Raw genomic sequence first — 25,965 nt, forward strand, 5'->3', positions numbered from 1 at the left:
TTGAAGTTATGTTATTAAATCCCAAGTTGTTGGCCACGCTACTTTCGATAGTAATTGCCATTTTTACGACTTCTTTTCTCTCTTTTTTGCCCGAGGCCAACGCCAACATTCTCTTTATCTGTTTTATCGCTTCATTTATTATCGCAGGATTGCTAATCTATTTTACACTTGATTACTTGGTATTTCAAGAAATCAACAAGATGTATGATACCATCAATCGTTTGAAGATGAAAGATTTTGGGGTTTCTCGCAAAAAGCTCTACAAAAATGCCAATCCACTCAAAAAACTGAATGATGAATTGTTTGTCTATGTTTCTAAAAAGGAACAAGAAGTTAATGAGTTAAAAAGACTTGAAAAATATCGTCGTGAATTTTTAGCCAACGTATCGCACGAACTTAAAACGCCCATTTTTGCAGCACAAGGTTTTGTTCATACGCTATTAGATGGAGCTATGGACGACGAGCGTGTACGAGTGAAGTTCTTGACCAAAGCTGCCAAAAGTTTGGATGGGCTCGATATTTTGGTAAAAGATTTACTCACACTTTCTCAAATGGAAACAGGGGATATTCGCATGAATCGTGAGCGTGTAGATGTCAAACAAATTACGAAAGAAGTTTTTGAACAATTAGAAAGTAAGGCCGAAACCAAAAATGTGAGCCTTCAAATAAAATCTCCTGAAAGTCAAGTTTGGGTAAAAGCCGACGCACAGCGTATTGGTCAAGTGATTACCAATTTGGTTGAAAATGCGATTAAATACGGAAATGAAGACGGAAAAGTATTGGTATTATTTGAAGATGAAAAGAAAGATTGGCGTATTTCGGTAAAAGATAATGGACCAGGTATTGCTCCAGAGCACTTAAGCCGAATTTTCGAACGTTTTTACCGTGTCGATAAAGCCCGCAGTCGCTCGGATGGTTCTTCTGGATTAGGGTTGGCTATTGTAAAGCATATTTTGAATGCACATAAAACCAAAATTACGGTAGCATCTAAACCCGATAAAGGCACCTCTTTTTCATTTAAGTTATCGAAAGAATGAGAGAGCTTTGAGTGATGAGTTTTGAGTTGTGAGTGATGAGTTGTCCTTTGCCCTTGCCTAAAATACAAGTTATTAAATATTGTCTTATATTCCTTTTATAGCGCGGTAGGTGCGAAAGACTTCACGATAGTTGGTGTTCTTTTGCCCCTACGGCGCTTTTTTATTCAAGTTTATCAAAAAAATTAGGTAAAAATGTTGAACTATTTATCCATTTTTTTAATTTCGTAAATAGTTACGTAAGTGATTACTTATTTTGAAGTGCTAAGTAAAATTATATTACTATGCTGTATGTATTATGCTCTATAAAAGGTTTAATATCTTTTCTTTTCTAGGAAACCAAAGAAACATTTTACCGAGTGCCCATAGCTGATAACCGAAAGCTAAATGATTCAATCTTATTTTTTACTCACAATTCGCAACTCATAATTCAGCATTTATACTATCCCATGATTCAAATTAGAACTTTTCAATCGCACGACACAGAGCAAATTGTAAATTTGATTCTGACTATTCAACAAGTGGAGTTTCAGGTGCCAATCACTATCCAAGACCAACCCGATTTGTTAGAAATACCCAATTTTTATCAACATGGTAATGGTGATTTTTGGGTGGCTGTTCAAGGCGATGAGGTAGTAGGTACCATTGCCCTCATTGACTGTGGCGGACCAATTGGTGCTATCCGTAAAATGTTTGTGAAGAAGGAATTTAGAGGAAAAGAATTAGGCATTGCACAAAAACTGCTTGATACACTTACAACAAAGGCGCAAGAGGCACAAATGCAACATCTTTATCTTGGTACAATAGAGCGTTTACAAGCTGCTATCCGTTTTTATGAAAGAAATGGCTTTACTTATATCCCCAAACAAGATTTACCATCAAGCTTCCCAATCATGGCTGTAGATACACATTTTTATGTGAAGGAAATATAGAAGGAGGGGTTAGGGAACAGGCAAAAAGGCAACGAGTGAAATAAGAGAAAACGTGTTCGTATTTGGTCCATCACTGATGCCTAGTGCCTGTTCCCTCACAACTTCCCTAAACTTGTGACCTAGGTCACAGGTTCGAGTGCCTACTTTGTATGAACTTTGTAACATCAATCAAAACAACATGGGTTATGTTATTTAAGTCATATTCGTTAGGAAATATTTCGCTTAAGAATCGTATTGTCATGCCACCTATGACACGTTCGAGAGCTGCAAAAGGTGACGTAGCAACCGATTTAATGGCCGAGTATTACAGCCAAAGAGCATCTGCAGGTTTAATTATTTCGGAAGGAACACAAATATCTAAGCAAGGTCAAGGCTACGCTTGGACGCCTGGGATTTATACGCCAGAACAAGTAGCAGGCTGGAAAAAAGCCACAAATGCCGTTCATCAATATGGCGGAGTAATGTTTGCTCAACTATGGCATGTTGGGCGGGTATCACACACTTCTTTACAACCCGATGGTCAAGCGCCAGTATCTTCATCGCCTCTAGTAGCTGAGGGGGTAAAAGTATTTATCGATCCAGAAAATAGAGGTCCAGAAGCGGGTGTTGGTGGTATGATTCAACACTCAGCCCCTCGTCCTTTAACCATTCCTGAAATCAAGTCAATTATCCAAGACTTTGCAAAAGCTGCCCAAAATGCGCTAGATGCTGGTTTTGACGGAGTAGAGCTACATGCAGCCAACGGGTATCTCATCAATCAATTTATCGACAGTCAAGCCAATACTCGTACCGACGAATACGGAGGAAGCTTAGAAAATCGACTTCGTTTTTTGAAGGAAGTGGTGGAAACTTTGTGCCATGTAGTAGGTAAAGAGCGTGTAGGAGTAAGGTTAGCACCTTTGACTACCTTGCAAGGCTGTGTCGATGACAACCCTGAAGAAACATATTTGGCGGCGGCAACTTTGCTACAAGATTTGGGTGTAGCATACATCCATATTGCGGAGGCAGATTGGGATAATGCGCCAGATATGCCTATCGCGTTCAAAAATGCACTTCGTCAAGCGTTTAAAGGCACGATGATTTATGCAGGAAAGTATAGTAAGGAGCGTGCAGAAAAAGCCTTGGCGGAAGGATGGGCAGATATGATTGCTTTTGGTCGTCCGTTTATTGCTAATCCAGACTTACCTGCCAGATTGCAAAATGACTGGCCTCTCAACGAAGGCGACCGAACCAAATACTTTGGAGGTGGTGCTGCAGGATACACAGACTATGGCGTATTTGGTGAATGAGCTAGGCTCTAACAATTTCGGATTGGGGATTTCTGATTTCGGAAATATAGAGACTTATCTTCGTGTTTGTAGAATGTAATTCAAAGTACTATAATACACTTACTTCCGCAATCCGCCCTCCGCCATCCGCAATCAAATTATTTATTTTATGAAAAACATCGTATTGACAATCGCTCTGAGCGTGTTGTCTTTCTGGGGTATTGCCCAGACAAAATCAAAAGGAAAAATCTTAATTGTGCTTTCAAGTCATGCCGAATTAGGTAATACTGGTAAACAAACAGGATATTATTTGAGCGAAGTAAGTCACCCTTGGGAAGTATTTACCAAAGCTGGTTACGAAGTTGACTTTGTAAGTCCACAAGGTGGGCAGCCTCCTGTTGACGGATTTGATTTGACAGACCAGGTAAATAAAGAGTTTTGGGAAAACGCTGTTTACAAAAACAAGTTAGATCATACACTTACGCCCAAACAAGTAAAAGCCTCGAACTACGTAGCGATTCATTATGCAGGAGGACATGGTACCATGTGGGATTTTCCCAATAATGAGGAATTAGCCAAAATAGCGAGTAAAATTTATGAAAAAGGCGGTGTGGTTAGTGCTGTTTGTCACGGACCTTCAGGCTTATTGAATATTCGTTTGGGCAATAATCGCTATTTACTAGAAGGAAAAAATGTAGCAGGTTTTTCAAATGAGGAAGAAATTGCCGTGAAACTAGAGAAAGTTGTACCATTTTCTTTAGAAGACGAACTCAAAAAACGTGGTGTCCATTATTCCTCTGCTCCAGCATGGTCTGAATATGTAGTAGTAGATGGCAAATTAATAACAGGTCAAAACCCTCAATCTGCAAAGAAAATGGCAGAGGAAGTGGTTCTTGTATTGGGAAAGAAATAAGTTTTTCACTCAAAACAGGGGATAGGCAAAGAGGCATTAGGCATCAGTTTTATGGTAAATACTTAAAAAACTAACTACTGGTGCCTAGTGACTCACCCCTCTTACAAAAAAATGAACTCAACAATCAATCTATTCGCACCAACTACGGTTGGAACATTGGCATTGAAAAATAGAATTGTGATGGCGCCCATGACACGTGCGCGCAATTTCGATGGCATTCCAAATGATAATAATGCACTTTATTATCAGCAAAGATCAGGCGCTGGACTTATCATTACCGAAGGAACAGCCATTTCGAATACGGCTATGGGAGTGTTACATATTCCAGGGCTTTATACTGCTGAACAAGTTGAAGGTTGGAAAAAAGTAACTTCGGCAGTACATCAAAAAGGTGCAAAAATCTTTACCCAGTTGTGGCATGTCGGACGTGTGTCGCACGTATCCAATCAGCCCAATGGTCAGGCGCCAGTAGGGGCGTCGGATATTCAAGCAGAAAATTCTTTTGCTTGGGGATATGATGAAAATGGGAAAGAGACCTTTGTGAAATGTTCAAAACCTCGTGCTTTGACGACTGAGGAGGTAAAAGAAGTAGTACAAGATTTTGCAAAAGCTGCCAAAAATGCCATTGAAGCAGGCCTTGATGGGGTAGAGCTTCACGGAGCAAATGGCTATTTGATTGAGCAGTTCTTAAATCCAATGATTAATAATCGTACCGATGAATATGGTGGTACGATTCAAAATCGCTCAAGATTTTTGCTTGAAGCTATAGATGCTTGTATTGCCGAAATCGGTGCTTCAAAAGTAGCTATTCGTTTGACCCCCTATGGAGGTATGCACGAGTTGCCACATTATGATGAAATAGACTCAACCTATCAGTATCTAGCTGAAGAGTTATACAAAAGAGGCATTGCATTTATCCATCTCATGGACCAACAATCGAGAGGTAGTTATGCTTTGCCTGATGGATTCTTGGCGCGTTTTCGTACTTGGTATAAGGGCGTAGTGATTTTGGCAGGAGGTATGAATCGTCTGAAATCACAAGAACTTATCGATGCCAATTTGATTGATTTGGCTGGTTTTGGAGAAGACTTTATCGCCAATCCAGATTTGGTTGAACGCCTCAAGAACAATTGGCCAATAACCCCACCCAACCGAGCACTACATTATGGCTTGATGTTGGAAGGGTATATAGACTGGAAGACTTACGAGGAAGAACAGTTGGTGAATGGGTGATTGGAGATTTAGAAAAAAGGGTTTTATCCCAACCCCTCAACTTACCATCACTCACTCAATAATACATCTTTTGCCTCCATACATTGGTATTCGTCGATACCAATGTATTTTTGTTTTATGGATGCAAAGACTTTTTTACGAAACCATATTGCCGAAATTGTTGAGATTGACGAAGATACATTCGAAGAGGTTTTTACTTTTTTTAAACCTAAACAGGTAAAAAGAAAAGAACTGCTCATTCGTGGTGGAGAAACTGTTTTACAAGAATATTTTGTGGTAAAGGGTTGTCTTAAAACCTTTTGTCACGACGAGCATGGGCGTGAGCATATCGTACAATTTGCCTTAGAAAGTTGGTGGGTTTCAGATTTCCCTGCACACGCTTCGCAGGCACGTGCCACTATGTGCGTAGAAGCCCTAGAGCCCTGTGAAGTATTGGAGCTTACCTACGAAGCACGTGAGGAAATTTGTCGCAAGTGGCATTCAATGGAACACTTTTTTAGGAAAAAGTCTAATGCTGGTTATGTAGCACTCCAAAAACGTATTTTGTCTTTATTGCAAAACTCAGCTCAAGAAAAGTACGATTTACTTTTGACTCAATATCCACAACTCTTCCAAAGGGTTTCAAAAACCTTGATTGCAGCCTATCTGGGCGTTTCTCGCGAAACCTTGAGCCGCCTTGGTAAGCATAATAAGTAAAATGATGAATTTTAAACTATTACGGATTTCAGATATTGGATTTCGGAAGTATAGCCCACTTTTTAAATTATAAGTCGGAAGACGTTATTAGTTAATAGTATATCGGTTATTTGAAGGTGTTCATAATCAAAATGTTATGTCCTGGTTGCACCTCAGGTATACTATTGATTTAATCCTTCCTTTCTACTTAAGTATATTTCCGCAATCTGAAATCCCAAATCCGCAATAGCCACTACTATTCGTACCATTTGTCTGCTCTTAGCATTACGCCGTTGTAGCCAGCAAAAACGCCATATCCCCCTATCATGTTTGAATATAGCTTCATGGGCTCACTACTGGAGAGGTCATTGATTTGTGAAAATTCTTTGTGGTAACGATAATAATGCTCGTCGGTCTGACAGATATAAAACATAAAATTACCTGTATGGCTTTTCTCCAATCTTTTGTAAGGATAGATACCGCCTACAATCGGATATTCGATTATGCCATTTTGAATATTGTCGTCAGAAATAGTTCGCTGCGCATCTACACCTGTAAGATAGGTTTTGTGCTCAAGTGTATCTGTTTCATAGTTGAGACCAAAAGCAGCATAATAGTTTTTCTCGTTTCCAATATCTTTCCATCGTAAATAGTATGGCAGAGAAGCCATAGGATTTTCAAGATTAAAAGTCGCTCTGGTTACAGAAACCGTATTGGAGTCAATCGTGCTAGGAATGATACAACTGGCAGAAACGCTATCTCCCTTGGGTGTAGTGACTAGTAAGCGATATTGCTTTTGAGCTTCAATTTTGAAAAAGTTTTTTGACGAAATATATTTTTTCAACTGTTCATTCCACTGAAGAATTACCTCTTGATTTTGTTCATTTCTTAAAATTACTCTAGCATTACTAATGTATTGATTTGAAGTGCCTGAGCCCTCGCCGACAGTGGGTGTCGTCATTTTGACTGTCACCTGAATGACGGTATCTTGAGGCGATAAAAAACATAATACATAGGGATGGGTGGTTGATTTTACGATAGAATCTTCCTCAAAAACACCAAAATTTTCACAACTGCACATCGTGAGCAGTAGGACAAAAAGATAGATACACTTTTTCATAGGTTAGAATTTGATTTGATAACTAATAGATGGGATAATAGGAAATAAACCTTTGCGGTAAAGTTTACGCTGTGTTGAATTAGGGGCGTCTTGACTTTCATAGTAAAAAGGATTTACGCGGTTGTAAGCATTGAATACGCCCAACTCCCAGACACGCAGAAATTTTTTCTTTTGTTTTGAAAAACGAACATTCACGTCCAAACGATGATAGTCAGCCGCTTTAAAGTTTCCTCTTTCATCATAAACACGTGCCACTACGAGCGAACCATCTGAAGTTGGGTAGTCTGACTGGACAGGGAACTGATGCGTTTCGGGTATATATTGCCCAATAGGAACCGTCAGGGTATTGCCTGTGGCATAAATCCACGAACCAGACAAGGTAATATGAGGCTTGAGCTGATAAATACCAACCAACGATAAAGCATGACGACGGTCGTAGCGAGGGAAAAACTCTTTCCCATTGTTTAGGTCAGCAAAACGATGTTTGACCTGCGACAACGTATAACTAATCCAGCCCGTTAGGCGACCTGTGTTTTTCTGTAGCAAAACTTCCATTCCGTAGGACTTTCCTGTGCCTATAGCAATATTGTCTTCCCAGTTAGAGCCATCCAATCGTTTATTGGCTTTGATGTCTAATAGTAAAAAACTAGCTCCATCCTTGTATCCAATCACGTTTTCTAAAGATTTATGATAACCTTCTACAGATAAAGAAAAAGGAGAGTTGCTGAAGTTTTTGGTAAAACCCAAAGTCACTTGGTCTGAGCGTTGAGGAGGAATTTTGGAACCTGACGAAACCCATAGGTCTGTTGGCAAGTCTAATGATGAATTGGATAATAAGTGCAAATACTGGCTCATTCTTGCGTAAGAAGCCGTAATGTTCAAATTTTTAGTAGCCTGAAAAGAAGCATTCAAACGAGGTTCGAGATTATGGTAAGCTTTGCTATCTACAAAATAATTGGAGGCTCTTAAGCCAGCACGTACCTGTATTTTTTCTGAAATACGCCAAGTGTCTTCAAGATAAATAGCGCTTTCTATACCATTGGTTTGCTTAATTCTATCGGTGTTTATGCTTTGCGAATATTGATTGTAGATATAGGCACTTGGGGTAAATTGGTGATGGGTTGCCAATATACCCGCTTTGAGTGTATGAGCAGGATTGAGATAAATGTCAAAATCAGATTTCAACCCAAAATCTTGTATTTGAGAGTAATATTCTTCGTAGAATTTTTGCCCAAAATCCTCTTCTTGGAAAATCTTAAATCGAAAGTGACTAAAAATTAAGGAAGTATTAGCAAAGACTTTATCTGAAAAAAGGTGATTCCATCGAAGTGTTGCGGTGGCATTGCCCCAGCCAAAACCCGAAGTCCTATACTTGATAATATCTTTTGAGACATCTCTTCCAAAATAACCACTCAAATACAAGCGATTATGCGCATTGAATTCGGTATTAATCTTGGCGTTTAGATCATAAAAACTGGTATTTTTTATATCAAGACTTCTGGGCAATATCAAATCGACATACGTTCTACGAGCCGAAACAATATAGGAAGTAGGGTATTTGAATTTGATGGGTCCTTCCAAGGTAATTTTACTGCTGAGTAGCCCAATACTGCCTTCTCCATGAAATTTTTCGTGACTCCCTTCTTTCATTTGCATATCTAATACAGAAGAAGTACGTCCGCCATATTTGGCCGAGAAGCCTCCTTTATAAAGGTCGGCTTGCTTGATAGCGTCGTTGTTGAATACTGAAAAGAAACCAAATAAATGATAAGCGTTGTACACAACGGCGTCGTCGAGCATTAATAAATTTTGATCTGAGCCACCACCCCGTACTGACAGTCCTTGTGAGCCTTCATTGCCTTTTTGAACCCCAGGTAATAGTTGGAAAGTTTTTAAGACGTCTTTTTCTCCTAAAAAAGAAGGTAACTGTTTTACATCAGACATTTGTAAAGACAGCGTACTCGGGTCTTCATTGTCAGTGTTATGAACTTTTACTTCCTCCAAAAGCGTATTAGATGGCGTGAGCTCGACGATAAGATTTTGATTTGCTGTCAATAGCATTTTTTTTGAAAAACTTTGATAACCCACTTTCGAAAACTCCAGCTCATATTCCCGACTTGCATCAAGTTTGATGGAGTAAAAACCATAAACATTGGAAGTGGTTCCAATACGAGTATTTTTGACTCGAATGTGTACGTCGCTGAGGGATTCTTGACTTTTAGCTTCACGGACATAGCCACTTAAGGTCTGAGAAAGGCTTTGAAAGGTAGTTAATAGGAATAAAGCCCATAGATACAATTTGCGCATAGAAATATTAAAACTAAGTGTAAGTAGTATGTGTATGAAGCAAAGTTTGATGCTAAAATGACCGTTTACAAGCTTTTTAACATTTCAATTATTCTTTACAGGAATATTTCTACACGAAAGCGTACTTTTGCAACGTTTATACATACGTTATTACTACACAAATTAATTTAATCTCCAAACATTAATTCTATGCAATTCAGAGGTTCTATCGTCAAAAAAGTTCGTAAAGAAAAAGGTTTCAAACAATCACATCTGGCCGAGTTACTCGGTATGTCACAATCCTATTTATCGAAAATTGAAAATGACAGAGTATCTATGTCCGTCACTGACTTAGGAAGAATATCAACTGTGCTTGAATGTGAAGTAGGTAGGTTTTTTATCGCCAAGAAAAGACCTTAAGTAAAAAGACAAATAGGTGAAAAAGTAAAAGCTCATGCCAATTTCTTGACATGAGCTTTTATATAAACGGAGATTCAAGTAATTGTGCAAAATCAGATTTAAAATGCCTAGGCACAAGGCAACAGACACTAGGCAAAGAGTTTTAACATGCTTTTCACCAAAGCTCACCTCCAAAAGCCGATACCTGAAAGCCTAAAGACATTAAGCTATATGCCATAAGCATAAGTATTTCTCAATATCATGCATTTAATTTTTTGCCTAATGCCTACGGCTTATAGCCTAGAGCGTATTAATGCTATTTTATTTTGCATTCATACTTAAACAGCTCCTTCTTTCAATTTCTCTGCATTTTCAGCAATACGAAGGTTATCGATAAAATCGCCAATTTCACCATCCATTACTACAGGAAGGTTATAAACTGTATAACCAATACGGTGGTCGGTTACACGACCTTGCGGATAATTGTATGTACGGATTTTGTCAGAACGGTCACCTGATCCTACCATCGAGCGACGGTTACCTGCAATAGCCGACTGTTGTTTTTCTAATTCAATTTCATAAATACGTGAACGCAATACCGTCATTGCTTTCTCAAAGTTTTTGATTTGAGAACGCTCATCCTGACATTGTACTACCAAACCTGTTGGAAGGTGAGTTACACGTACCGCCGAATAAGTGGTGTTTACTGACTGACCACCCGCACCCGACGAACAGAAGGTATCTTTACGAATGTCGTTCATGTTGATTACAACATCTACTTCGTCTGCTTCGGGAAGTACCGCAACAGTTGCTGCCGAGGTATGGATACGACCTTGAGATTCGGTAGCAGGCACACGTTGTACACGGTGTACACCCGACTCAAATTTCATTTTACCATATACATCTTCGCCTTGTACACTTACGATAATCTCTTTGTAACCACCAGACGAAGCTTCGGTAAAGTCCATGATTTGGAACTGCCAGCCTTGGTTTGCGCAAAAGCGTTGGTACATACGGAAAAGGTCGCCTGCAAAAATACCAGCCTCGTCGCCACCTGTACCAGCACGAACTTCGAGAATGATATTTTTAGAATCGTTAGGATCTTTTGGAATTAGTAATTCTTTCAATACACTTTCCATTTCGTCTTTTTGAGGCAAAAGCTCTTCTAATTCAGCTTTGGCCATATCACGAAACTCTTCATCTTTTTCAGTAGCAATTACCTCTTTTGCAGACTCGATATTCGATAATACGTTTTGATAATCTTTGTATTGATTAACAATCTTTTCGAGGTCTTTATATTCTTTACTAATCGTCTTGAATTTCTTCATATCCGAAACGATTTCTGGTTGCGTAATTTGTTGAGCAACCTCTTCAAAGCGTTCTCGGATGGCTTCTAGTTGTTCTATCATTGGTTGTGGATGTTATATGTTTTATGAGCCAGTGAAGGAATAGTTAACTATTTTGTGTTCTGACCCAATTTATATTTCTCATTTTCAGGGTGCAAAGATACAAAATTCTTTCCCATAAAATAGGGGAAAAATGTGTGGTTATTGTCTAATGTACAGATACCTGCAAAAGAAAAGATGATTCTCTTGAATTTTGGTTCGTTAGAGATACATTTTTTCCTTCAGCTACACCTATTGGCTTTTGATTTTAATACATTGAAATAAACCTCTTAAAGATACATTTGTCTAATTGATACTAACTTCTTAATTGACTATCAAATATTTAAAGCTATGGAAAATCTAAAATTCAAAAAATATGGCCTCTTATTGGCTCTATTGATAGGACTTGCAACATTAGTGTCATCGTGTGTGACCCATGTACGCGGATATGATTATGGTTATCGCAGACCTTATTATGGTCGTCCAGCATATAGATATGTAGTTCCCCCTCCAAGAACTGTCATTGTTGTCCCAGACAGAGGACATTCGCGCTACTCATACCGTGGTAGACGTGGCAGATGGTAAAATACGATTGTGAATGTCTGATTTCAGAAATAAAGTCAAAAACTTCTTTTTACAGAATAAGTAATCAGTTTTGCCGAATGCCCACAGCCAAAAACTAAAACAAAAAAGCCTCTAAATCAATAGAGGCTTTTTTGTTTACTAGACTACGCTCTGTAGTATATTTGTAAAATGGCAAAACCATCGATATCGCAATGAAAAAACTAACATTTGGAATTGGGCTATTAGCCCTCATTACAGGCTTACAATCTTGTGATTTTAGCAAGAGAGTTGATACAACTGCGGCTGTAAAAGAACTCAAAGAAAGACAGGTAAAACGTATCAATAGCGCACAAATTACAGCGCAAGTAGATGATTGGGGGAAAAAAATAACACAGGATTTAAACAAAAGTTTAGTCAAAAATATCCTCGATGTTCGTGTTATCGATTCTTTGCAAAAAACGTATCGTATTGGTATCGAAATCGGAAGCCCAATCAAATTACAAAATCCAGCGTTGGGCAAAAAAGTGAATGAAATATTAGATGCGTATCAATACAATGCCGAAAATCATTTGCCTCAGATTGATAATATCCAAATGAGCGAAGACCAAGAACATTTGTATTTTACGTCTCCAGTTGTATTGGAAAATCAATTGAAAGGTATTTCAAAAACACAGTTGCAGGAACTTGTGACAAAAACAAAAATTGATAGTTTAGATTCTCGCAAAAAAGGAGATTTATTAGGTTTATGGGTAATCAAATTCTCTAAAAAAGATGTGATTAGATTGGTAGATGTAAAGCAACTAAGCAAACTCAACACCAAAATTGAGCAATAGGAATTAGGGCTGTATGAGGATTTGCAAACTATTGCGGATTTGGGATTTTTGATTTCGGAAATAGATTGACATATAATAGTTTTATAAAATATGAGTCTAAGAAAGCGGGCTATACTTCTGACATTCGAAATGTTTAGTTCTTGAAATTTTTCGCAGACCACGTAATAGCAGCAGATATGACTAAAAAGACAGAGGCACAAAGTGATATTACAACTTTGTGCCTCTGTCCCTGTTTACTTTCCCCTTACTTATATCTCATCCGCAATTTTACGGTCATTCGACAAGCGAGGGACTTTATTTTGACCTCCCAATTTACCTTGTGACTTCATGTAGTCGATAAAGGCATTTGGCGCTAAGGCTCTGATTTTGAGTCTTTGCAAAATATTTCCCGTAATCAAATCGTCGTAGTAGACGTTAAGCTGAGTAAGTTTTTCATCAAGATCATGGGCAAATGCTTCAAGGTTGTTTGGCGCTTTAGCAAATTCTACCAACCATTCATGATAAGGCAAACCGCCTTCTGGTGGTGTTACTTGTGGTGCAACCGTAAATTCTACTAATTCAACTTCAGGATGTTTTTGCATTGCATATTGCATGGCCTTTTCTACCTCTTCGCCAATAACGTGTTCTCCAAAAGCAGAAATAAAGTGCTTGATACGTCCTGAAACCACAATACGGTATGGATCGAGAGAAACAAATTTGACCGTATCTCCAATCGAATAGCCCCACAAACCTGCATTGGTATTCATAATGAGGGCATAGTTTACCCCTAATTCTACTTCGCCAATATGTAACCTGCGAGGGTTTGGTTTGAAATAATCTTCTGCTGGAATAAATTCGTAAAATACGCCAGAGTTTAAGAGTAACAACAAACCTTCTGCTTTTTGAGAATCCTGATAGGCGATGAATCCTTCTGAGGCGGGATAGGTTTCGATAGAATCTACTTTTTTGCCAATAGATTCAAATAATTTGGCACGATAAGGCTCAAAATTTACCCCACCGTATACAAAGACTGAAAAATCAGGAAATACATCTTTGATTTTTTTGCCAGTGCGAGCCTGAATACGGTCAAAGTACATTTGTACCCAAGGTGGAATCCCCGAAATCAAGGACATATTTTCAGGAAGTGTTTCATCAATAATTTTATCAAGCTTGGCTTCCCAATCGTCCATGCAATTGGTATCGTAGCTTGGTAATTGATTACTTCTCAAATAATCAGGCACATGGTGGTTCACAATCCCCGATAAACGACCTACATGAATACCATGTTTCATCGTCATTTCGGGCGAACCAGAAAGGAATATTAATTTTTTGTCAAGAAATGAAGAATTACCTGTTTCGTGGACATAACTCAATAAAGCATCACGAGCGCCATTGATATGAAAGCCAATAGATTCTTTCGAAATAGGAATGTATTTTACTCCAGATGTTGTGCCAGATGTTTTGGCAAAATACAAGGGTTTGTCTGGCCACAAAATATCTGACTCGCCAGCTACGACTTTCTCCACATAGCTTTTTAGTCCTTCGTAATCATGGATAGGTATATTTTTCTTAAATTGCTCATAATCATTGATTTCTGAGAATTTGTGGTCTTTGCCAAAAAGCGTACTCGAAGCTTGTTGGACCAACGACTTCATGAGGTTTAGTTGTGTTTCAACGGCATTTTTCTCCCATTTTTTTCGTTGATTAATCACAAAAGCAGCAAAAGGTTTTGCCAAAAAGGCTCTTATTCCCATAATAATTCTTGAAAAGTGCGTAATGAAATTTATTCAATTTACATCTTAAATGTCATTCGGTGCAAGGGAGTTGTTCCAAATTCCTGAATAGCCTTACGATGTTTTGGGGTAGGATACCCTGCATTTTGTTCCCAACCGTAATGTGAGTAAGTTTGAGCCAATTCTGTCATCAAATCATCTCGAAAAGTCTTAGCTAATACAGAAGCTGCAGCTATACTGAGAAATTTGGCATCACCTTTGACAATACAAGTATGAGGAATCATCGGATAGTTAGGAAAGCGATTTCCATCTATCAGCAAATGTTCTGGTCGTATTTGTAATTGGTCAACTGCCAAATGCATGGCCTTCATACTTGCCTTGAGAATATTTATTTGGTCGATTTCGATATTAGATACTTCTGCCACTGCCCACGCCAAGGCATCGCGCTGAATGTCTAAACGAAGTAATTCACGTTGTTTTTTGCTGAGTTGCTTCGAATCATTTAAGAGTTCGTGTTCGTAATATTTGGGTAAAATTACTGCCGCCGCCACCACAGGACCAGCCAAACATCCACGTCCAGCTTCGTCGAGCCCTGCCTCGATTAGAGATTCATTGTAAAAGCTTTTGAGCATAGTCTTTGCATTGTTGAGATACAAATTTATAAAACTATCTCAATTCCCTAGAGCTTTGAAGCAGATTATGCCTTAAACTACCCCAAATGGCAGTTTTTGGTAAAAGCATAACCCCCATTTTCGCCATAGATTCATGAAAAAATAAGGTTAATCATATAAGAAAAATCCAATCCTTGCTTGGCATGATTTATGCTTTAATTGGATTGGGAAGGTGTTTTCAATCGATTAGAAATGAAGATTCTAGGCCTTTTGAGGCACTTCTTTTACAACCCCCCATTAACACAATGCCTAAAGTTAAAAAGAAATTATTTGTACTGATTTTGAGCCTGATACAGAGTGCAACTGTTTGGTCTCAAAATAGTAATTCCTTACTCAAAGATGCTACTCGACATTTTGAGGTGTCTAGTTTTGTGACTGCGATACCCAAATTTGAACAAGTTCTTCAAAATAACCCTCAAAAACTTAGTACTTCCGAACGTTTGTCTGCGCTTTTACAATTGGCTTACAGTTACAAAGCCGTAGGTAAATTTGAAAATTCGGAGCAAACCTACCGTAAAGCATTTGATATTCCTGCCACAATTTCAGGTGACCAACTGAAATCATATTTGTATTTTGCACAAGTTTTAGTACAAAATAATAAATTCAAGGAAGCGCAAGAATGGTTTGAAAAGTACAATAATTTGTCGGCTTCACTTCGCGACGATGCACGCCAGTATCAGCCATCAACGGTAGCCAGAATATCCAATGACCCTTTTACCCAAAATGGTAGATATTTGGTCGAATACCTTGATTTTAATACCACCCGACCAGAGTTTAGTCCTATGTATTTTAAAAACGGATTAGTTTTTTGTTCAGGAAAAGGCACAGGTAGCAGTTTGGTTGGTAATAAAGGCTTTCTGGATTTGTATTACATCAGCGATATTAATAAAGTTACGGGTGTTTCGGAAGAAGCATTAAATGCTCCCAAACAAAAAGCTGTCAAAACAGGCCCTTCAAAATTAGGAAAGGATTTTTATACAAGGGTAACCGCCAATGACTCCAAAACCGTCAACTATTTTGAGTCAATTCCAGCTGAAACAGTAGTGTCAAAACCAACGACTAAAGGACAAATAGCAGAATCAGAGGTTTTTAGTAAAACATTGAATACTAAATTTCACGAAGGACCAGCTACTTTTAGCAGTGATTTTTCAAAAATTATTTTTACTAGAAATAACTTCAATGAAGGCTCTCAAGGTAGAAGCGAAGATAATGTAACCAAATTAAAGTTATATATCGCCGAGCTAAGTGAATCGGGATGGAGCGAAGCAACAGAGTTACCTTTTAATGGAGATGATTTTTCGACAGCACACCCTGCTTGGTCAAAAGATGGTCGTTATTTGTACTTTTCTTCCGACCGTAAAGGTGGACAGGGCGGTATGGATATTTGGGTGGTAGAATATAAAGATAATAAATGGGGAACGCCTGTCAATCTGGGTAAAGAAGTAAATACGAAGGGTACAGAAGTCTTTCCGTTCGTAGACGAAAGAGGTAATGTTTATTTTGCTTCAGATGGCTTGAAAGGCGCTGGAGGATTAGATATTTTTATCGTATCTACTCAAAACGGACTTCCTAACCGTTCACCGTTGAATATTGGAGAACCTTTTAATTCAGAAAATGATGATTTTGGTATTATCACTGATGGGCAGAGGTTAAATGGGTACTTTAGTAGCGATAGACGAAGAGGTGACGACGACGATATTTACCGTTTTACTAAAACACCAGATGTGTATGATTGTCGCCAGATGTTGCTAACAATCGTGGAGGGTGAAACCAAAACTCCTATTGCTAAGGCAGAAGTGAGCCTTTTGGCGAAGGGTGGTTCAGAAGAAAAGCTGTTAACCAACGAATCTGGACAAACACAATTTTGTGTCAATCGTGATACTGATTATGTGATTTCGGTAAAAAGAGAGGGCTATAATACGAATGTATTAGGGTTTTCGACCAAAGGAGAATCTGATAATGCTCCTTCTGCCATGGATATTCCTTTACGAAAACAAGGTGGTCCTATTGTGACGCAGCCAGAGGTACAACCTAAAAATGCTCCTCCTGTAGAAATCGTTCAACCAACTGATACCACTAAAACTGAAAAAGTATCACAGTTGAAAGGGATTGTTAAAACCGAAATCGAGAAAACTCCCATTGAAGGCGTACTCGTAACTTTTATTAATGAGTGCAATGGTTCCAAACAACAAGTAATCACAGGACCCGACGGGGTATATGCTTTTGATATGGAAGAGGGTTGTGATTATACCCTTGAGGTATCGAAAGACGGCTATGGAACTACTGTTAATAAAATTAGTAAAGTAATTAAGAAAGCTAAACCAAAGGTGGTTTCTCAAGATTTAGGTTTGTTTAAAGAAGGAGACTTAATTACTATTGACAATATCTATTACGATATGGGTAGTGCCAAAATTAGAAAAGATGCTGCTCGAGAATTAGATAAACTCGCCGCAACTTTGATGAAAAACCCAAGTATGATTATCGAATTAGGCTCTCATACTGATAGTAGAGGCGATGCTCAGGAAAACCTCAATTTATCTTCAAAGCGTGCGCAAGCCGCTGTTGATTATATTGCTAGCAAAGGTGTTGAACGTAATAGAATGTTAGCCAAAGGATATGGCGAGTCATTATTGGTAAATGGTTGTTCTGATGGCGTTAGCTGCACCGAACGCGAACATCAAAAAAATAGAAGAACCACTGTAAAGGTCATCAAAGCCAAAACGGAATAGAAGAGAAGGGGTAAAAAATATGTTATATCATCCCTAATCGAATGAGTGATTATTTTAAAATTTGTAACAGTAGAGACGCAATCATTGCGTCTCAAGTCAAATTAGATATAGCGTAAGAGTATCAACGTAAACATGAGTCATTCCTAATTTCAACATTTAGGTTATTTCTTAATTGTTTGTAAAAAAGGCGTTCGAAAAACTAATTTCGAACGCCTTTTTTGATAGTATCATTCAAAATGATACCTCTTTAAACGCAAGTATTGCGTCTCTACTAGTAAAATTTAATCACTTATTCGGTCAATCACTAACTCACTCAAAAAGTAAGCTGCGCAATCACTAGTCCACCGATAATAGCACCAATGATAGGACCTACTACAGGTACCCAAGCATATTGCCAATCAGAACCACCTTTACCCGCAATGGGTAAAATCGCATGAGCAATTCGAGGCCCTAAATCTCTAGCAGGGTTAATCGCATATCCTGTTGTACCACCTAATGACAAGCCAATAGCCCAAACTAATAAACCTACTACGTAAGGTCCCAATTGATTTGGTACACTTGGTAAAGCTCCCAGAACAATAATGAGCAAAAGTGTTCCTAATAGCTCACTCATTACGTTAGCGATAGGTTTATTGATAGCGGGAGATGTCGAAAAACAAGCCAGCTTCAAACCAGCATCTTCTGTTTTTTCCCAATGTGGATGATAGTGAATCCATACCAATGTTGCTCCCAAAATTCCTCCTAAAATCTGAGCCAATATAAATGAGCCAGCATTTGACCAGTCGCCAGATTTACAGGCCATGGCTACTGTTACAGCAGGGTTGAGGTGTGCCGCTGGACTCCCAAACGCCGTAGATACAAAGATTCCTATGGTAACTGCCATTGCCCAACCAGTGGTAATGACCATCCAGCCAGCGTTTTCGCCTTTGGAGTGTTTAAGTAAAACATTGGCTACTACGCCATTGCCAAGATAAATTAAAACTGCTGTTCCGATTAGTTCGCCAAGAAAAGCTGAATGCATAGTCAAATAGTTTGATTTAGATGATTGGATAGTTGAATATAAGTTGAGTTTTGTAGGGAATAGTGATTAGGCTTTTTCATATAATAAAGGTTATTTGCCGAAAGCCTACATCTGAAATTCAATTCCCTAAACTTTACATTACTAAAACATAAAATATCTTTTATTTACTTGTACAAATAAAAGAAAAATTTAATTAAAAGGTAGGCTTTGAAATGGGAATCGTGGGTATTTAATTTGCCTTGATGTTTAACTTTCGAAAAAGCTGTATTTTTGAGAGAAAACACTAGAAACGAAATATACCCCTTGAAAAAGGATTATTGATATGAGAGAAGATTATTTGAAAGGTAATAAGGAAAACCTTTCATCTGTGGAGAAAGAAATCGAACGTGCCTTGCGTCCGCTTTCGTTTGATGATTTTACAGGACAAGATAAGGTATTAGAAAACCTTAAGATTTTTGTAACGGCTGCCAAACAAAGGGAGGAAGCCCTCGATCACGTATTGTTGCACGGTCCTCCTGGATTGGGTAAAACTACGCTATCGAATATCGTGGCCAATGAGTTGGAGGCAAATATCAAAATTACCTCAGGTCCTGTGCTCGATAAACCTTCTGATTTGGCAGGTTTGTTAACCAATCTCCAGCCGTTTGACGTTCTGTTTATTGACGAAATTCACCGACTGAACCCCATTGTAGAAGAATATCTTTATTCTGCGATGGAGGATTATAAGATTGATATTTTGCTAGATTCTGGGCCAAATGCTCGAAGTGTGCAAATTTCCCTCAATCCATTTACCTTGATTGGCGCTACTACGCGTGCAGGTCTGTTGACTGCGCCTTTGCGTGCTCGTTTTGGTATCAATGCCCGTTTGGAATATTATGATGCCAAATTGTTGACCACAATCGTACAACGTTCTTGCCATATTTTAGGTATGCCTATCGACGACGCTGGCGCTTATGAAATTGCTCGTCGTAGTCGAGGTACACCACGTATTGCCAACAATCTTCTCCGTCGTACACGTGATTTTGCTCAGGTAAAAGGTAATGGTCGTATTACGGTAGATATTGCAGAAATGGCATTGTCAGCACTTGATGTTGACCAAAATGGTCTTGATGAAATGGATAATAGAATTTTGTCGACCATTATCGAAAAATTCAAAGGCGGTCCTGTTGGGCTTTCGACCATCGCTACAGCCTGTGGCGAGGAGGCCGAAACCATTGAAGAAGTATATGAACCATTCTTGATTCAAGAAGGATTTTTGAAAAGAACTTCTCGTGGACGTGAGGCTACCGAAAAAGCGTATGTTCATTTAGGAATTGTACCAAAGTACCGTGCTGGCGAGCTGTTTTAAAGATAAGGTCGAAAGAAAATCACTTCTTTCGACCTTGTTTTTTATCCCTAAATGCTACCAAACTCCCCTCAAATTGTCAAATTTCCCATTTTTTTGCTCCCTACCCCTAAGATTTGCCCTTCCATGATAGGAGCCTTTACTTTGTGTCATCGGTTCCACAACGGCAACCTCACAAATTGAAATTCTTATTAAAAATCTCTCAATACATCATGGAAAAGTTTCTTACAGCAGTTTTGATTTTACACATTGTCTCTGGCTTGACCGCTTTAGTAGTTGGACTAATAGCGATGTTTACGCCTAAGGGAAGTCCTAAACATACACTTTGGGGACGTATCTACTATTATGCAATGATGGTGGTGGCAATCACAGCGGTATTGAGATTCAAAAATGAAACACGTTTAGTTTTCCTGACTTGTATTGCGGTATTTAGTTTCTACAATACTTTTACAGGTCGTAGATTGGTATTAGTGGGTCGTAAAAATAATTGGCAAGCACAAGACTGGGTGGCTGCATTGATTACAGTAGTTTCAGGTATTGTGATGATTGCTTATGGTATTTGGGCTTATCAACAAGGGGTTACTTTTTACTTTGTGCTATTTGGATTGTTTGGATTGTTCTCGTTGATTATCGCTATTTCAGATATTTTGACATTTATAGGAAAAATCAATCAACCTTGGATGCTCAATCATATTAGCCGTATGGGAGGTTCTTATATCGCTACAGTAACAGCATTTTTGGTAGTGAATAATCATAATGTATTACCGTCACTAGTCGCTTGGATTGGTCCAGGGGTTATAGGAGGTGTGATTATAGGTAGAGTAAGAAGAAAATATAAGCTAAAAATGCAGAAAGCTTAATTTGGATGAATAGGCTTGAAGTGGGTTTATCCGAAAATAAGAAATATAAGTCGTTCCTGTAAAGACCTCTTATTTGTGTTTAATGGAATTCATTGGGTTGATTATCATGCTTTTCAATTAGGGTGCGACTTAAGTCGCACCCTAATTGAAAAGTACTCAAATGTTAGGTATTTATTGACCATTATCAAAACAGGCGTTCGAAAACTCATTTCGAACGCCTGTTTTGATAATGTATTTATGAATGATACAGTTGTAGATTTGAAGAATAATCATTCAACCACTAAATCATAATTCACTAAACTGGAAATAACATTTCTAACGTTCAAACAAAAGTCTTTGACCTGTTTTACTTTCGTCGAATGCGCCATTTTCGTAAGCCAAGTGTCCTGATACAATCGTATGTGTCACTTTAGAACGAAGTGTAGTGCCCTCTAGTGGTGACCAACCGCACTGGTATAGTACGTTTTCTTTCGATACTGTTACTTCATCATTCAAGTCTACCAACACCAAATCTGCCCAATAACCTTCACGGATATAACCTCTTTTCGAGATTTGGAAACAGTCTGCTACAGCGTGAGACATTTTTTCAGCGATTTTTTCTAAAGAGATTTTACCTTCTTTATAAAACTCTAACATCAACTGTAATGGGTGTTGTACCAATGGCAAACCCGAAGGTGATGACCAATAAGGATTTTGTTTTTCTTCCCAAGTATGTGGTGCGTGGTCGGTTGCGATTACATCAATGCGGTCATCGAGCAAGGCTGCCAACAATTGTTGTTTATGACCATCAGCTTTTACGGCAGGATTACATTTGATTTGGTTACCCAATGTTTCATAATCACGAGCATCAAACCAAAGGTGATGAACACAAACCTCCGAAGTGATTTTCTTATCTTTTAAGGGAATATCATTACGGAATAAATGCGTTTCTTCGCCTGTTGTGATGTGAAGAATATGCAAGCGAGCACCATGTTGTTGTGCCAACTCAATCGCCATTGAAGACGATTTGATACAAGCTTCCACATTACGGATTTCAGGATGAACTCTTGGGTGTGGATTATCTCCGTATTTCTCTTTGTAAAGCGCCGAATTTGCACGAACAGTAGCCTCATCTTCGCAGTGCGTAGCAATTAAAGTTGGGCTATTCGAGAAAATATTTGTTAACGTTTTCTCATTGTCTACCAACATATTTCCTGTTGATGAACCCATGAAAACTTTGATACCACAAATATTTTGAATATTAGTTTTGAGAACTTCCTCGATATTGTCGTTTGAAGCACCCATATAAAAAGAATAGTTCGCCAAAGAGGTACGAGCAGCAATGTCGTATTTGTCTTGGAGTAATTCTTGAGTAAGGGCGTTCGGAACGGTATTAGGCATTTCCATAAAAGTGGTTACGCCACCCGCCACACCTGCACGAGCCTCAGAATGAATACATGCTTTGTGGGTAAGACCTGGCTCACGGAAGTGCACTTGGTCGTCGATTACGCCTGGTAAGAGGTATTTGCCTGTCGCATCAATGGTTTTGTCGGCTGAGATTCCGCTTAAATTAGTGCCAATTTGGTCGATAAAACCATCTTTTACTAAAATGTCAGCAACTTGAATTTTGCCTTCGTTGACAACTTGAGCATTGAGGATTAGAATAGAGCTCATGGAGGAAAAAATTAAGGAGTTATGAGTGTGGCAACAAAATTACCCATAACTCATAACTCCTTGCTAATTTTTTTTGAAAAAACTCAAAATCTAACTTCAGTCTAATGCCAAACTTTGCTTTGTCTGCACATGATGTTTGGCAAAGAACAATACCTATTTTACTTCCAATACCTTAAACTCTGTACGACGGTTCATTTGGTGTTCTTCTTCGGTACACTCTACGCCGTCGGCACATTTGTTAACCAACTGTGATTCGCCATATCCTTTGGCTACGATACGAGCGCGTGAGATACCTTTCGAAATAATATATTCAACCGCAGAATCAGCACGGCGTTGACTTAATTTTTGGTTGTAATCCGTCGAAGCACGTGAATCCGTATGCGAACCTAACTCCAATTTAATGGTTGGGTTATCTTGTAATATCTGAACGATTTTGTCCAACTCCACACTCGCATCATTGCGAATATTTGATTTATCTAAATCGTAATAAATGGGGGCAATATGGAAAAGTTTCGTGATTTCTTTACCAACTTCTGGCTTATCGAGAGAGATATTGACGTAATAAGTCGTATCGTTTTCGGCTTTAGTCAATTTTTCTAAAGGAACTTCTTTTCCAATCATGGTAAAAGGCTCACGCTTGATGAAATAACCTTTTTTATCTGTTACAAGCGTATATGACTTTCCTGCCTCAACTCTGATTTTACCAAAACTGCCATCAGCTTTAGTAAAAACTTCTTCCAGTGCTTGTTGGCTTTCGTTGTCCAAAATAGCTACACGTACCGAATCTAGCCCTTCATTTTTAACGTCGCTCACGACGCCTGCCAAAAAGTAACGAATGGTTTTCTTAGCGGGATCTTTTTGTGCTACAATAGGAGGGGTTTCTTGGTATTTTTTGCCTGGCTGAGTATTTTCATAATAGTAGATATCGTCGTCACCTTTACCACTATCACGATTTGAGGCAAAATACCCTTTCGTTGAATCAATCGCTACAAGCCCAAAGTCATCAAATCGAGAGTTGAGAGGCAAGCCTAAATGCTCTACCTGAATTTCTCCATTTTTACGAGTAGCTATATATAAATCCAAACCACCTAAGCCTGGGTGTCCGTCAGAAGCAAAATATAACTTTCCATCGGCAGATACATAAGGGAACATTTCATCGCCAGCCGTATTGATGTCGGCACCCATATTGATCGCACGTCCAAAACGACCTGCATTGTCAATATTGGCTCTGTACAAATCCAAGCCACCCTTACCTCCAGCACGGTTTGAGCTAAAATACAAGGTCCGACCATCATTAGAAAACGACGGGCTACCATCCCAAGCCAATGAGTCAGAGACAGAAATCAATTCTGGCTCACTCCAAACACCATCATTTAGCTTAGAAATATACAAGTCTACATCTGGAGATTGGTCAGAACGCTTTCCTGTATTACCACGAGCAAACACCATTGTTTTGCCATCACGTGTAAAGGCTGGAGTGCCTTCGTTGGCATTATCCTTAAAGATATTGGTACTAAACAAGCGAGGAGTTCCTACTTCAGTTGGGCTATTGAGTGGAGCACGATAAAGACCAAGATAAGGTAAGCCATTGTTTTTATAGGTTAACTCTTTGCGAGAAGCCGTAAAAATCAAATCTTTATCAATCAAAATTGGAGAAAATTCTGAGCCAGACGAGTTGATACTTACAGGTTGAATCTCGATAAAAGTCTTTTTGTTGGCAAGTGCCAAAACTTCAGGGAGCATATCCAACTCAGCAATAGCTTTGTTTTTGAACTCCTTGCTAGGTACGCCCGAAAGATATTTCTCAAGGTTTTTAGCGGCATCCTCATATTTGCCTTGTGCTTTTTGTGCATAGGCTAAATGGAAACGAATATCGTTTTCACGACTACCGGCCGTCAAGGCTTTCTCATAATATTCGCCTGCCTGAAGCATGCGGTTAGAAAGACGATATGACTCAGCAATCAAAAATGCGGATTTGGCAGTTTCGTAATTGGCAGAGCTCGATTTTTGAAACTCCTTGATTGCCAATTCATATTCTCCGTTTTCAAACTTTTTCTGTCCTTTCTTAAACGACTGTAAAGCCGAGTTACAGCTCCCGAGCATCAATACTGTGGACAATAAGTATATTGAGGTACGAAGTTTTTGCATATAGAAATAGATTTTTTGTAACGGCGATAGGCTTTAGGCCACTTAAATTAGAAAAGAATTTTAAACTTTTTGTTTATTTCTTACAGACTTATTTTTGGTAAAGACACAATCCAAGCAAAAATCGTTGACAGCTTATGTAGAAAAAGAAAAAGTTTTACGATACAACTATATTCCTCTTGGACAAGAAACTTCATTTACACTAAGACCGTGATTTTCATTTAATAAGTAAGGAGCTAGATGCCCATGCTATTGTTTTTCAACAATATCATAACAAGACAATCCTAACTATTTACGAATTTAGGTACTTTGACCGTTTATTAAACGAATTTTAGCTGAAAATGATTGTACTTATATGATATAAGTATTGTTAAACCTTTCAGAATGAGTAAAATAGGGGTTTTTGAAAAATATAAAAAATTGTACTTTCAAAAGTTGGGATTTATCATAAAAAATATTGTACCTTTGCACCCCGAGTTTAATAGTTAGAATGATAAGTGTTCTAATAGTCAGTAGGTTACAAGGCTATGGCCTTTTGTTTTTATTATTAAACAAAACGAAGTTTAATAATTTGATTACAGCAGTGATGTTGCAATTTTTTAACAAATCAAAAAGATGAGAAAGAGAATTCAAAAAGAAGAATTTAGTCCTGAAAGAAGAGAACAATCACGTACGAGAAGAGAAGAATTAAAGCGTGAATTAAGAGGTGAAGCTCCTGCTAAAAACGAGCGCTACTCAGATAAAAAATCATTTGACTCAAACGAGTCGCGTCCTGCCCGCAAAGATTTCAAACCAAATTTCGAGAAAAAAGATTTTAACCGTGACGACTCACGTCCACGTCGTGAAGGTGGCTTCAATGGCGAAAAGCGTGAATTCCGTCCAAAATTTGAAGATAAAGGTCGTGGCTTTGAAAAGCGTGACTTCAACCGTGACGACTCACGTGGTCCACGTCGTGAAGGCGGTTTCAATGGCGAAAAGCGTGAATTCCGTCCAAAATTTGAAGATAAAGGTCGTGGCTTTGAAAAACGTGACTTCAACCGTGACGACTCACGTGGTCCACGTCGTGAAGGCGGTTTTAATGGTGAAAAACGTGAATTCCGTCCAAAATTCGAAGATAAAGGTCGTGGCTTTGAAAAGCGTGACTTCAACCGTGACGACTCACGTGGTCCACGTCGTGAAGGCGGTTT

At 38.6% G+C, this 25,965-nt stretch carries 21 protein-coding genes; 13 read left to right on the forward strand and 8 right to left on the reverse strand.

Annotated elements, in window-relative coordinates; translation table 11 throughout:
- Window positions 1-8 precede the first annotated feature (8 nt).
- The 6 genes from GVN22_RS17745 to GVN22_RS17770 all read left to right on the forward strand — a co-directional run bounded on the left by GVN22_RS17745 (window position 9) and on the right by GVN22_RS17770 (window position 6,076).
- Window positions 9-1,037: a cell wall metabolism sensor histidine kinase WalK gene (locus GVN22_RS17745; RefSeq protein ID WP_166552350.1), complete on the forward strand. Its 1,029-nt coding sequence runs from the start codon at window positions 9-11 to the stop codon at window positions 1,035-1,037.
- Window positions 1,038-1,483: 446 nt separating this feature from the next.
- Window positions 1,484-1,966, forward strand: a complete 483-nt coding sequence (locus tag GVN22_RS17750) for a GNAT family N-acetyltransferase (protein WP_166552351.1) — start codon at window positions 1,484-1,486, stop codon at window positions 1,964-1,966.
- 185 nt (window positions 1,967-2,151) lie between these two features.
- Window positions 2,152-3,255, forward strand: a complete 1,104-nt coding sequence (locus GVN22_RS17755) for an alkene reductase (protein WP_166552352.1) — start codon at window positions 2,152-2,154, stop codon at window positions 3,253-3,255.
- Window positions 3,256-3,403: 148 nt separating this feature from the next.
- Window positions 3,404-4,147, forward strand: coding sequence for a type 1 glutamine amidotransferase domain-containing protein (locus GVN22_RS17760; protein ID WP_166552353.1), 744 nt, complete (start codon window positions 3,404-3,406; stop codon window positions 4,145-4,147).
- A gap of 111 nt (window positions 4,148-4,258) precedes the next feature.
- Window positions 4,259-5,380 (forward strand): alkene reductase, encoded by a 1,122-nt coding sequence (locus tag GVN22_RS17765; protein WP_166552354.1) that lies wholly within the window; start codon window positions 4,259-4,261, stop codon window positions 5,378-5,380.
- A 117-nt stretch (window positions 5,381-5,497) separates the two neighbouring features.
- Window positions 5,498-6,076, forward strand: a complete 579-nt coding sequence (locus GVN22_RS17770; RefSeq protein WP_166552355.1) for a Crp/Fnr family transcriptional regulator — start codon at window positions 5,498-5,500, stop codon at window positions 6,074-6,076.
- Between the two features lie 235 nt (window positions 6,077-6,311).
- On the opposite strand, the gene GVN22_RS17775 is transcribed toward GVN22_RS17770, so the two are convergent.
- On the reverse strand, window positions 6,312-7,175 hold the full coding sequence (locus GVN22_RS17775; protein ID WP_166552356.1) for a DUF4249 domain-containing protein: 864 nt from the start codon (window positions 7,173-7,175) through the stop codon (window positions 6,312-6,314).
- A gap of 3 nt (window positions 7,176-7,178) precedes the next feature.
- The gene (locus tag GVN22_RS17780) at window positions 7,179-9,482 is read right to left on the reverse strand and encodes a TonB-dependent receptor (protein ID WP_166552357.1); all 2,304 of its coding nucleotides are present in this window, start codon (window positions 9,480-9,482) and stop codon (window positions 7,179-7,181) included.
- A 189-nt stretch (window positions 9,483-9,671) separates the two neighbouring features.
- Here GVN22_RS17780 and GVN22_RS17785 point away from each other — a divergent pair, with 189 nt between their 5' ends.
- Complete coding sequence (locus tag GVN22_RS17785; protein WP_166552358.1) at window positions 9,672-9,881, forward strand: helix-turn-helix domain-containing protein; 210 nt, start codon at window positions 9,672-9,674, stop codon at window positions 9,879-9,881.
- 317 nt (window positions 9,882-10,198) lie between these two features.
- On the opposite strand, the gene prfA is transcribed toward GVN22_RS17785, so the two are convergent.
- Window positions 10,199-11,269 (reverse strand): peptide chain release factor 1, encoded by a 1,071-nt coding sequence (prfA, locus tag GVN22_RS17790; RefSeq protein WP_166552359.1) that lies wholly within the window; start codon window positions 11,267-11,269, stop codon window positions 10,199-10,201.
- Window positions 11,270-11,674: 405 nt separating this feature from the next.
- Between prfA and GVN22_RS17795 the strand changes: the two genes are divergently transcribed.
- Both GVN22_RS17795 and GVN22_RS17800 read left to right on the forward strand, forming a co-directional pair.
- Window positions 11,675-11,830 (forward strand): hypothetical protein, encoded by a 156-nt coding sequence (locus tag GVN22_RS17795; RefSeq protein WP_166552360.1) that lies wholly within the window; start codon window positions 11,675-11,677, stop codon window positions 11,828-11,830.
- 191 nt (window positions 11,831-12,021) lie between these two features.
- Complete coding sequence (locus GVN22_RS17800; RefSeq protein ID WP_166552361.1) at window positions 12,022-12,642, forward strand: hypothetical protein; 621 nt, start codon at window positions 12,022-12,024, stop codon at window positions 12,640-12,642.
- A gap of 248 nt (window positions 12,643-12,890) precedes the next feature.
- Here the strand turns inward: GVN22_RS17800 and GVN22_RS17805 are convergent, their stop codons facing one another.
- A complete protein-coding gene (locus tag GVN22_RS17805; protein ID WP_166552362.1) occupies window positions 12,891-14,375 on the reverse strand; it encodes a GH3 auxin-responsive promoter family protein in 1,485 nt (494 codons plus the stop codon).
- A 38-nt stretch (window positions 14,376-14,413) separates the two neighbouring features.
- Window positions 14,414-14,986, reverse strand: a complete 573-nt coding sequence (locus GVN22_RS17810; protein ID WP_166552363.1) for a ribonuclease HII — start codon at window positions 14,984-14,986, stop codon at window positions 14,414-14,416.
- 284 nt (window positions 14,987-15,270) lie between these two features.
- Between GVN22_RS17810 and GVN22_RS17815 the strand changes: the two genes are divergently transcribed.
- Window positions 15,271-17,754: a carboxypeptidase regulatory-like domain-containing protein gene (locus GVN22_RS17815; RefSeq protein ID WP_166552364.1), complete on the forward strand. Its 2,484-nt coding sequence runs from the start codon at window positions 15,271-15,273 to the stop codon at window positions 17,752-17,754.
- A 313-nt stretch (window positions 17,755-18,067) separates the two neighbouring features.
- On the opposite strand, the gene GVN22_RS17820 is transcribed toward GVN22_RS17815, so the two are convergent.
- Window positions 18,068-18,775, reverse strand: a complete 708-nt coding sequence (locus GVN22_RS17820) for an MIP/aquaporin family protein (RefSeq protein ID WP_166552365.1) — start codon at window positions 18,773-18,775, stop codon at window positions 18,068-18,070.
- Window positions 18,776-19,097: 322 nt separating this feature from the next.
- Here GVN22_RS17820 and ruvB point away from each other — a divergent pair, with 322 nt between their 5' ends.
- Together ruvB and GVN22_RS17830 are read left to right on the forward strand one after the other, a co-directional pair.
- The gene (gene ruvB / locus GVN22_RS17825; protein ID WP_166552366.1) at window positions 19,098-20,123 is read left to right on the forward strand and encodes a Holliday junction branch migration DNA helicase RuvB; all 1,026 of its coding nucleotides are present in this window, start codon (window positions 19,098-19,100) and stop codon (window positions 20,121-20,123) included.
- A gap of 209 nt (window positions 20,124-20,332) precedes the next feature.
- On the forward strand, window positions 20,333-20,980 hold the full coding sequence (locus GVN22_RS17830) for a DUF2306 domain-containing protein (RefSeq protein WP_166552367.1): 648 nt from the start codon (window positions 20,333-20,335) through the stop codon (window positions 20,978-20,980).
- A 315-nt stretch (window positions 20,981-21,295) separates the two neighbouring features.
- Here the strand turns inward: GVN22_RS17830 and GVN22_RS17835 are convergent, their stop codons facing one another.
- Both GVN22_RS17835 and GVN22_RS17840 read right to left on the reverse strand, forming a co-directional pair.
- A complete protein-coding gene (locus GVN22_RS17835) occupies window positions 21,296-22,633 on the reverse strand; it encodes a dihydroorotase (RefSeq protein WP_166552368.1) in 1,338 nt (445 codons plus the stop codon).
- 153 nt (window positions 22,634-22,786) lie between these two features.
- Window positions 22,787-24,781, reverse strand: a complete 1,995-nt coding sequence (locus GVN22_RS17840; RefSeq protein WP_166552369.1) for an OmpA family protein — start codon at window positions 24,779-24,781, stop codon at window positions 22,787-22,789.
- A gap of 612 nt (window positions 24,782-25,393) precedes the next feature.
- Between GVN22_RS17840 and GVN22_RS17845 the strand changes: the two genes are divergently transcribed.
- The coding region (locus tag GVN22_RS17845; RefSeq protein WP_205690944.1) for a hypothetical protein at window positions 25,394-25,965 on the forward strand (572 nt) is incomplete at its 3' end.

Origin of the sequence: Cellulophaga sp. BC115SP (assembly GCF_009905545.1) — a bacterium.
Taxonomy (GTDB): Bacteria; Bacteroidota; Bacteroidia; order Cytophagales; family Spirosomataceae; genus Flectobacillus; species Flectobacillus rivi.

Excerpts from the sequence above, each read along its gene's own strand:
- GVN22_RS17805 (WP_166552362.1), bottom strand. The coding sequence starts at position 14,375 with ATGGGAATAAGAGCCTTTTTGGCAAAACCTTTTGCTGCTTTTGTGATT.
- GVN22_RS17780 (WP_166552357.1), bottom strand. The coding sequence starts at position 9,482 with ATGCGCAAATTGTATCTATGGGCTTTATTCCTATTAACTACCTTTCAA.
- GVN22_RS17755 (WP_166552352.1), top strand. The coding sequence starts at position 2,152 with ATGTTATTTAAGTCATATTCGTTAGGAAATATTTCGCTTAAGAATCGT.
- GVN22_RS17840 (WP_166552369.1), bottom strand. The coding sequence starts at position 24,781 with ATGCAAAAACTTCGTACCTCAATATACTTATTGTCCACAGTATTGATG.
- GVN22_RS17775 (WP_166552356.1), bottom strand. The coding sequence starts at position 7,175 with ATGAAAAAGTGTATCTATCTTTTTGTCCTACTGCTCACGATGTGCAGT.
- GVN22_RS17745 (WP_166552350.1), top strand. The coding sequence starts at position 9 with ATGTTATTAAATCCCAAGTTGTTGGCCACGCTACTTTCGATAGTAATT.
- GVN22_RS17815 (WP_166552364.1), top strand. The coding sequence starts at position 15,271 with ATGCCTAAAGTTAAAAAGAAATTATTTGTACTGATTTTGAGCCTGATA.
- GVN22_RS17760 (WP_166552353.1), top strand. The coding sequence starts at position 3,404 with ATGAAAAACATCGTATTGACAATCGCTCTGAGCGTGTTGTCTTTCTGG.
- GVN22_RS17770 (WP_166552355.1), top strand. The coding sequence starts at position 5,498 with ATGGATGCAAAGACTTTTTTACGAAACCATATTGCCGAAATTGTTGAG.
- GVN22_RS17830 (WP_166552367.1), top strand. The coding sequence starts at position 20,333 with ATGGAAAAGTTTCTTACAGCAGTTTTGATTTTACACATTGTCTCTGGC.
- GVN22_RS17800 (WP_166552361.1), top strand. The coding sequence starts at position 12,022 with ATGAAAAAACTAACATTTGGAATTGGGCTATTAGCCCTCATTACAGGC.
- ruvB (WP_166552366.1), top strand. The coding sequence starts at position 19,098 with ATGAGAGAAGATTATTTGAAAGGTAATAAGGAAAACCTTTCATCTGTG.
- GVN22_RS17785 (WP_166552358.1), top strand. The coding sequence starts at position 9,672 with ATGCAATTCAGAGGTTCTATCGTCAAAAAAGTTCGTAAAGAAAAAGGT.
- GVN22_RS17820 (WP_166552365.1), bottom strand. The coding sequence starts at position 18,775 with ATGCATTCAGCTTTTCTTGGCGAACTAATCGGAACAGCAGTTTTAATT.
- GVN22_RS17810 (WP_166552363.1), bottom strand. The coding sequence starts at position 14,986 with ATGCTCAAAAGCTTTTACAATGAATCTCTAATCGAGGCAGGGCTCGAC.
- GVN22_RS17765 (WP_166552354.1), top strand. The coding sequence starts at position 4,259 with ATGAACTCAACAATCAATCTATTCGCACCAACTACGGTTGGAACATTG.
- GVN22_RS17750 (WP_166552351.1), top strand. The coding sequence starts at position 1,484 with ATGATTCAAATTAGAACTTTTCAATCGCACGACACAGAGCAAATTGTA.
- GVN22_RS17835 (WP_166552368.1), bottom strand. The coding sequence starts at position 22,633 with ATGAGCTCTATTCTAATCCTCAATGCTCAAGTTGTCAACGAAGGCAAA.
- prfA (WP_166552359.1), bottom strand. The coding sequence starts at position 11,269 with ATGATAGAACAACTAGAAGCCATCCGAGAACGCTTTGAAGAGGTTGCT.